Genomic DNA, 7,671 nt, shown 5'->3' on the forward strand with positions numbered 1-7,671 from the left:
TCAGTTGCCGGGCGTCCAGGCGTCGTAATCGCCGGTGACGCGCGGCCGCTCGCCGGGAACCGCGAGCGAGCCCGGCGGACGGTAAGCCTGCGGCGAACCGGTGAGGTTCGGACGATGCGCCTTCTGCCATTCCCTGGCGACGTAGTTTTCCTTGGACGGCGGAACATCGGTGCGATGATGCATCCAACCATGCCAGCCCGGCGGAATGGCGGAGGCTTCGGCATAGCCCTTGTAGATCACCCAGCGCTTCGGCAGACCATAGGAAGACATGCCGCCTTCATAATAGACGTTGCCGAATTCATCCTCGCCGACGCGCTTGCCAAAACGCCAGGTCGCAAAACGCGTGCCTATCGTCTGACTGTTCCACCAGGTGAAGATTTGAACCAGAAGATTCCGCATGTCTTTTCCTTGTGCCCGCCAGTGCGGGCCAAACCAGAATTTAGCTCCTCGCTTATGCCGTCGCCAAGCCGAATTGTCCAGCGATTCCACGAGAGGCAGGGGTCATTTCAAGGCCATCTTGAAGCCGAGATGCGAAGGCTTGAAGCCAAGCCTTTCGTAGAAACGATGGGCATCCCTGCGTATGGCATTCGACGTCGGCTGTACCGGCCGCACGCCGCGGCCTTTTGCCTCTGATATGGCGAATTCGATCATTCCGGTGCCGATGCCCTGCCCGCGCATGTCAGCCCGCGTCTGCACCGCCTCGATGGTCATCGTCGAAGAACCACGGCCTGTCAGCGAGGTCGTGAGCATCATCTGGAACGTGCCGACGACTTCGCGGCCGCGCTCTGCGACATAAAGCGTCTGGTCGGGCGAAGCCTCAATGACGGCGAAGGCCCTGGCATAATCGGCAAAAGCCCCGGCAACCGTCGTATCGCCGTGACCGCCGAGAGCATCGGCGGCAAACAGCGCCACAAGCGCCGGCAGATCATCCCTGTGCGCTTCGGGAATGAGAATATCGGACAACTTGACCGCCACGGCGTCAATGCCCTTCCAGCGGTTTTTCGAAAATCAGCGAGGGAATGCCGGATTGTCCGGGCCCGCTGTTCTCATTGCGGCCGACTTCGGTGAAGCCATGCGCCCGGTAGAAGGCGATCGCCGCCGCATTCTGCGGCTCGACTTCCAGGCGCATGATCTCAGCATCCGGAAAGCAGGTTTCGAGCTCGGCGAAGACATCGCGGCCGATGCCATGGCGCTGCAGCGACGGACTGACATAGAGGAGATGCAGCATGACCGTCTTCGTCAGCGCGTGCGACATCGCCGCATAACCCACGCCGCCGATGTTGCGGCCGTTATCGGCGACGAGGAACTCGGCGTCCCTGCGCACCAGCCGCGCCTTCAGCGCTGCCGGCGTAAAGAGATGGGCGATCAGATCGTCCACCTTTGTTTTGCCGTGGAGCTCGTCATAGGTGGCGTGAAAGCTCTCCGCCAGAAGGACGCGCACCTTCTCGAGGTCGCGCTCTCCGGCGGTGCGGACGAAATACACGGGCTATTCCTCGATGCCGAGCTTCGCCTTGACGAGCGCCTGGACCGCCTGCGGATTGGCCTTGCCGCCGGTCGCCTTCATCACCTGACCGACGAACCATGCCGCCATGGTCGGCTTCGCCTTGACCTTTTCGACCTGTTCGGGATTGGCGGCGATGATCTCGTCCACGGCCTTCTCGATGGCGCCGGTATCCGTCACCTGCTTCATCCCGCGCGATTCGACGATCTCGGCGGGATCGCCGCCCTCGGTCAGCACGATCTCGAAGAGATCCTTGGCGATCTTGCCGGAGATGGTCCCTGATTTGATGAGGTCGATGATGGCGCCGAGCTGTGCCGGCGACACCGGCGTCTGTTCGATGTCCTTGCCGGTACGGTTGAGCGCGCCGAGCAGGTCGTTGATCACCCAGTTTGCCGCCGTCTTGCCGTCGCGGCCGGCGGCCACGGCCTCGAAATAATCGGCAATTGCCTTTTCGGAAACCAGCACCGAAGCGTCGTAAACCGACAGGCCGAGTTCACGCACGAAGCGCTCCTTCTTGTCGTCGGGCAGTTCCGGCAGATCGGCTTCGAGCGCCTTGATGAAGGCGTCGTCGAATTCGAGCGGCAGCAGATCCGGATCTGGAAAGTAGCGATAATCATGCGCGTCTTCCTTCGAGCGCATGGAGCGCGTCTCGCCCTTGTTCGGATCGAAGAGGCGCGTCTCCTGCTCGATCTCGCCGCCATCCTCCAGAATGCCGATCTGGCGGCGCGCTTCATATTCGATCGCCTGGCCGATGAAGCGGATGGAGTTGACATTCTTGATTTCGCAGCGCGTGCCGAAAGCCTCGCCAGGACGGCGCACGGAGACATTGACGTCGGCGCGCATCGAGCCTTCATCCATGTTGCCGTCGCAAGTGCCGAGGTAGCGGACGATCGAACGCAGCTTGGTCATATAGGCCTTGGCCTCGTCGGACGAGCGCATGTCGGGCTTGGAGACGATCTCCATCAGCGCCACGCCGGACCGGTTGAGGTCGACATAGGACATGGTCGCGTGCTGGTCGTGCATCGACTTGCCGGCATCCTGTTCCAGGTGCAGGCGTTCGATGCCGATCTCGATATCCTCGAACTGGCCCTGGCGGTCCGGCCCGAGCGAAATGACGATCTTGCCCTCGCCGACGATCGGATCCTTGTACTGAGAAATCTGATAGCCCTGCGGCAGGTCGGGGTAGAAGTAGTTCTTGCGGTCGAAGACCGAACGCTTGTTGATCTCAGCTTTGAGGCCGAGACCGGTGCGCACGGCCTGCTTGACGCATTCCTCGTTGATGACGGGCAGCATGCCGGGCATGGCGGCATCGACCAGCGAAACATTCGAATTCTGCGGCTTGCCGAATTCCGTCGAAGCGCCGGAGAAGAGCTTCGAATTGGACAGCACCTGGGCATGGACTTCCATGCCGACGATGACTTCCCAGTCGCCGGTGGCGCCGGGAATGAAGCGTTTTGGATCGGGCGTGCGGACGTCGACAATGGTCATCTGATGCTCTTTGCAGGCTGTTCTTTTCCACTGGTGAGGTAAAGGAAATGGCATTCCGGTGCAAGGCTTTCCCCATCGCGGACCGCGGTTTGACGGAGGGCGGCGACATTTGCCGCGGGTTAACCGAGGGATGGCAATGTAGCCGCATGACGATGACCGACATCACCAAAACGGCCGCACTGTTTCTGGCGCTGAACCTCATCGCATTTTCGATCTATTTCCTCGACAAGCAGGCGGCGCGCAATGGTGGGTGGCGCATCAGCGAGCGCTCGCTTCTGACTCTTGCGCTGATCGGCGGCAGCCTCGGTGCGCTGGCGGCACAACAGATCCTGCGCCACAAGACGAAAAAGGAACCGTTCCGGTCGATCCTGGCGGCGATCCTGATCCTTCACGGCGCCTTGGCCACGATGCTGGCCCTCGCGACACTATGGGCCCCTCGCCTTCATCTGAACTTTTAAACTTCAGAATTCCTGCCCATATCCGCCTTGGCTTTCCGAAACCAGCGGCTTCGTCAGCCCGACAGAGGGCACGTCTCGGTCAAGCTTCGGATTATAGGCGACCGACAGCCAGTGGATACCGTAACCGTGCTTCCGAAAAAAGCCGATTGCCTCGCTATTGCTGGAATGGGTCTGCACCGCCGCCGTCTCGAAGCCTCGGCCGGCGATATCCTTCTCGATGCGTTCGAGAAGGGCTGAGCCGAGTCCCTGCCGGGTGAAGACGGGATCGATCCAGAAATCCGAGATGGTTTCGTCCAATCCCTCGCGTGCAGCCCAGCCTGCGACCTGGCCGTTCTGCTCGATGACGGTGATTGTCAGCCAGTCGTTCTCCACGAAGTTGCGAAAGGCGTTGCGCGCCGCGTCGATCATCGCATCCGATTCGCCAATCGACGCCATCGCCTTTTGCCAGGCCCTGAGCCCGATCTCGCTCAACAGTTCCGCTTCCCCGTCGCGGGCATTGCGAATGTGGATCAACGACACCTCCGCGTTACCCCTCTGACTAGATCACTGAGTCGCGGACTTTACCAGTAGCTGCAAAGGCATGATCAACCGAAACCAGGGTTTTCGACCAGGTTTCATCGACAGGGATGCTCTTGACCGCTTTTTCCGGGCTGAATAATAGAACTGATCGAGGTGTTTTGTGTTGAGCCTTCCTGAGACCCGGTAAAGGCCCTGCCCGCAAGTTTTCTTGCGCGCATGGGCCCGAAAAAACGAAGCACTGACGTTCGAATGCGCGCCAGATCGTTTTTGTGCGCGCCTACGGCTGGATACCGGATCTCACAACATGGACATTTCCCGCACGGAGCAGCGCATCCTGCATCTCATGGCCCAAGGCGGCCGCATCGAAATTATCCGAGACGACAACAGAAAGATCGAGAACGTCAGTTGCTTCACCCGTGACGGCTGGCGCTATCCCGGCGTCGACCTCGATCTCTTCCGCAGACTGAAGCGGCTAAAGGCGATCAGGTCTTCAGGCGGTCAACCCTACCGGATTACCGAACGAGGGCTGAGACTGGTCAGGTCGCAGCTGGACAATAGATAGGGTCAGGCGACCGACGCGCTCTGACCGTGCCTCAGACCGCGCGTTCAGGGTTGAGCGTAAGCGGAGTTTTGATCGCACCTTCCGGATCAGTGTCTGATTGACGATGTTGAGCTCGAACGAGGGCTTAGACATGTCGTTTTGATTCCAATGCAGTCGAACGATCCTCAACGCCAATTGCTCTCAATCGTAAGAATGCGCTCTTAACCGGTTCCGGCACAGGAGCCGAACATTGGCGACCATTGCCTCGTTCATCAAAACGGCAAAGCTCATCGGCGTCGATGGCCTATCTGGCAGACGTGGTTACCAGGATCATCAATCGCCACACAAACAGCCAAATCGATGCCCTGGTTTACAGGATAAGGGAAAAGAGAGTTAAATTCGGCTTTAGCTTTCGCTAAGGAGCGCTTCATCAAACCATACGTCCTCATAGTCCCCGTCGATCAAGAAACGCCATCCCGGGGCAAGGCCAAGATATTGTTCAACGATCGGAGCCCAATCAGCCAAGTGACTGATATGAAGCGGACTGAAAAAATCATCCGCAAAAGAGTATTCACCTGCCCAGATGTACCAACCAGTTGTGTTTCCTACTACTGGGTGCCGGAGGCCATTAATCGGCCGAAAGCCAGATTTAACATTGCGAGCAATTCCGACAATTTGATGAGGCAGCGGAGCGACAAGTGGGGAGCCATAGCGATCGCAGATCTCCTTCTGGGCTATTGCAAGGCTCTTATTCAAATCCATTTTCCTTTTTCATCTGACGAGAAAAATTGCTTAAGTATCCGCCTTGTTTAGCAGAGCAGATAACACACTGTGGCTGAACCGATTTTATATCTCGCATCCGCGTTTTGTCGATTGATCCATTTTCATAATATTCTATTACGAGGGATTTGATATGATCGGCGATCATTTTTCCACCTGCGGCCCCACACTCAACACATGATTTACCTTGAACAAAGGTTCTTTGCTTTGGCGTAGTGGCATTCGAGGGGCGAGCGTATGCTTTTGTGGCTGGAGATTTGAACGTTCCCATCGACATGGGTGCGCCAATTCCGATGCCTTTGATATCGACGCCATGCATTTCTTTGTTAAAGAAACCGGCCGACGGGCTAAGAATATGTTTCTCCAGTTGCTCATCCATTTGATGCCGCTGGAACTCAAAGTTGCTGGCTTCACCTTCTTCTTCTACATCCGGCTCGTCACCGAATAGGCCGCCTGCAAACGACCTGCTGCCAGCTGTCGCTCCGGCGTTCAGACTGACGTTGATTTCAGATTTCAAGCCATCATCAGCGCGGGACAAGCGTCCATTAAGCGGCTCGGTGCTGCGCTGTCCCCAACTGTCTGAGTAATTGATCGAATGCCCATTCGGATCGGACTTATTGACCGGATCATTTTCGGAGTAGCTGTAGCGGTTTGTGCCGACGCCCTCCTTGGTCGGGTCCCAGTCATCCGGCGAGATGAACCGTCCGAACGCCGGATCGTAATATCTGGCATTGAGATACATCAGCCCGGTTTCGGGATCGAAGCGTTCGCCGATATAGCTCTTCTTGGTCTGGAAGCTGGTGTTGGTGGCTTCGCCATAGGCGGCATAGCCGGTCTGCTCGACCCGGTAGCCGCTTTCGTTGGTCACCTGCCGCACCGAGGCGAGATGATCGCGGTGCAGGAAGAACTTGTCCTGCTCGGTGCTGCCTGATGTGACGACGATCTTGGCGTCGGGATGCGGATAAAGGGTGTAGATGTCGGTGCCGGGCGTCGAGCGGTCGATCTCGACATTGGCGTCGGGATAGAGCGTCGTGCCGAAGCCCCAGCTCTTCTTCACCCGGGCGCCGTCCGGTCCATAGGCAAAGGTCACCGTGGCGCCGTCCTGGGTGACGCTCGCCAGCCGGTTGGCGCCGTCCCAGTTCAGCGTGCGGCTACCATCGGAGACCATGTTGCCGTTGGCATCATAGTCGATGGTCTTGGCACCGATCTGCGTTGCCGCATGCGGGCGGATCGCCGATGCCGTCGTCGGATAGACATAGCTGCCGACCCGCGTGCGGGAGAGAAGATTGTGATTGCTGTCGTAGCTGTAGGTCTCGTCGAGGGTGTTGTCGCCGGCATTGTCGGCGCCGGTCAGACGAGAGAGATCGTCATAGCCATAGGTCCAGTTGTCGTTGGCGGTCAGGCCGGTGATGGACTTGATCCGGCCGAGTTTGTCACGGCTGTACTGATTGTCCATCAGCACCGTCGTGCCCATTGCCGTCGTCACCCGGTCCAGCCAGCGCCGGGTCGGCGAATAGCTGAAGCTGGTCGTCACGCCATTGATGTAATTGATCGTCTGCGTCTGGCCGTCGGCCTCGTAGCTCGTCGAGTCGATCAGTCCCGGGATCCTGGAAAGCAGGTCGGCGTCGTTGTAGAGCCAGGGCAAGGTCCTTTTGCCGACGACGATGTTGGCAGGCTGATAACCGATCGCCGTGGTCTTGCCGGTCGGGCCGTGCTCGACGGTGGTCGTGTTCGCCACGCCGTCGATGACCGCCCGGGTGATGACCTTGTCGCCGGCGCCGTTATAGAAACGGGTGTAGGTCACCGTCGCATTGGCGTTCTCGGCCTTGGTCAGCATGCCGGCATTGTGCGACGAACCGGTGGCGGCCGGCTCGTCATAGCTGTTCTCGGCCAGCAGGGTCGGCACCGTCGCACCCGGTTCCGTCACCTCCTTGCGGGTGACCCGGCCCATCTGGTCGTAGGCGATCGTCGTCACCGCGCCGCGCGCATCCGTCTGGCGGATCAGCCGGCCGGCATCGTCATAGGCATAGGACCAGTTGCCGAGATCCGGATCGCTTGCCGTCAGCCGGTTGCCGAGCAGATCATAGGTGTAGGTCCATTGCGCGCCCTTCGGGTCGCGCACCCCCAGCAGACGGCCGAGCGGGTCGTAGCTGCGGTTTTCCGTGACCCAGTTCGCGCCGAGCTGCGACTGCAGGGCAATGACATTGCCGTCCGCATCGGCATAGCTGCGATGCGGATGGTTTTCCTCGTCGGTCATGACCGTCAGCGACACCGGCAGTCTGGTGACGTCGGTCACAAGTGCCGACTGCGCCGCATATTGATAGAGCTTCTGGCTGGTGTCGGGATTGACCTGCTTGATCACCCGGTCCTGCCAGTCATAGCTG

At 59.0% G+C, this 7,671-nt stretch carries 9 protein-coding genes and 1 pseudogene; 3 read left to right on the forward strand and 7 right to left on the reverse strand.

The window, feature by feature from the left end; translation table 11 throughout:
* The 4 genes from HJC00_RS17055 to gatB form a co-directional block, all read right to left on the reverse strand.
* Entirely contained in the window at positions 1–399 is a 399-nt protein-coding gene (locus HJC00_RS17055) for an NADH:ubiquinone oxidoreductase subunit NDUFA12 (RefSeq protein WP_064712858.1), read from the reverse strand.
* 102 nt (positions 400–501) lie between these two features.
* Complete coding sequence (locus HJC00_RS17060; RefSeq protein WP_221164385.1) at positions 502–975, reverse strand: GNAT family N-acetyltransferase; 474 nt, start codon at positions 973–975, stop codon at positions 502–504.
* Between the two features lie 4 nt (positions 976–979).
* Complete coding sequence (locus HJC00_RS17065) at positions 980–1,483, reverse strand: GNAT family N-acetyltransferase (protein WP_221164386.1); 504 nt, start codon at positions 1,481–1,483, stop codon at positions 980–982.
* Positions 1,484–1,486: 3 nt separating this feature from the next.
* Positions 1,487–2,989, reverse strand: a complete 1,503-nt coding sequence (gatB, locus tag HJC00_RS17070) for an Asp-tRNA(Asn)/Glu-tRNA(Gln) amidotransferase subunit GatB (protein WP_221164387.1) — start codon at positions 2,987–2,989, stop codon at positions 1,487–1,489.
* A 146-nt stretch (positions 2,990–3,135) separates the two neighbouring features.
* Between gatB and HJC00_RS17075 the strand changes: the two genes are divergently transcribed.
* On the forward strand, positions 3,136–3,447 hold the full coding sequence (locus tag HJC00_RS17075; protein WP_221164388.1) for a DUF1294 domain-containing protein: 312 nt from the start codon (positions 3,136–3,138) through the stop codon (positions 3,445–3,447).
* A 3-nt stretch (positions 3,448–3,450) separates the two neighbouring features.
* Here the strand turns inward: HJC00_RS17075 and HJC00_RS17080 are convergent, their stop codons facing one another.
* Complete coding sequence (locus tag HJC00_RS17080) at positions 3,451–3,960, reverse strand: GNAT family N-acetyltransferase (protein WP_221122841.1); 510 nt, start codon at positions 3,958–3,960, stop codon at positions 3,451–3,453.
* Positions 3,961–4,270: 310 nt separating this feature from the next.
* Between HJC00_RS17080 and HJC00_RS17085 the strand changes: the two genes are divergently transcribed.
* A complete protein-coding gene (locus HJC00_RS17085) occupies positions 4,271–4,528 on the forward strand; it encodes a YjhX family toxin (RefSeq protein ID WP_221164389.1) in 258 nt (85 codons plus the stop codon).
* 140 nt (positions 4,529–4,668) lie between these two features.
* Positions 4,669–4,926, forward strand: a pseudogene (locus HJC00_RS33155) (hypothetical protein); the annotation flags it as partial.
* Here HJC00_RS33155 and HJC00_RS17090 read toward each other — a convergent pair.
* Both HJC00_RS17090 and HJC00_RS17095 read right to left on the reverse strand, forming a co-directional pair.
* Positions 4,913–5,269, reverse strand: coding sequence for a hypothetical protein (locus tag HJC00_RS17090; RefSeq protein ID WP_210631556.1), 357 nt, complete (start codon positions 5,267–5,269; stop codon positions 4,913–4,915). The pseudogene HJC00_RS33155 and the gene HJC00_RS17090 sit on opposite strands and share 14 nt — an antisense overlap.
* Positions 5,256–7,671: RHS repeat domain-containing protein (locus HJC00_RS17095; RefSeq protein ID WP_221164390.1), on the reverse strand; the 2,416-nt coding region annotated here is incomplete at its 5' end. The genes HJC00_RS17095 and HJC00_RS17090, both read right to left, overlap by 14 nt.

It is taken from the genome of Rhizobium sp. NLR22b, from assembly GCF_019685295.1.
GTDB lineage: Bacteria > Pseudomonadota > Alphaproteobacteria > Rhizobiales > Rhizobiaceae > Rhizobium.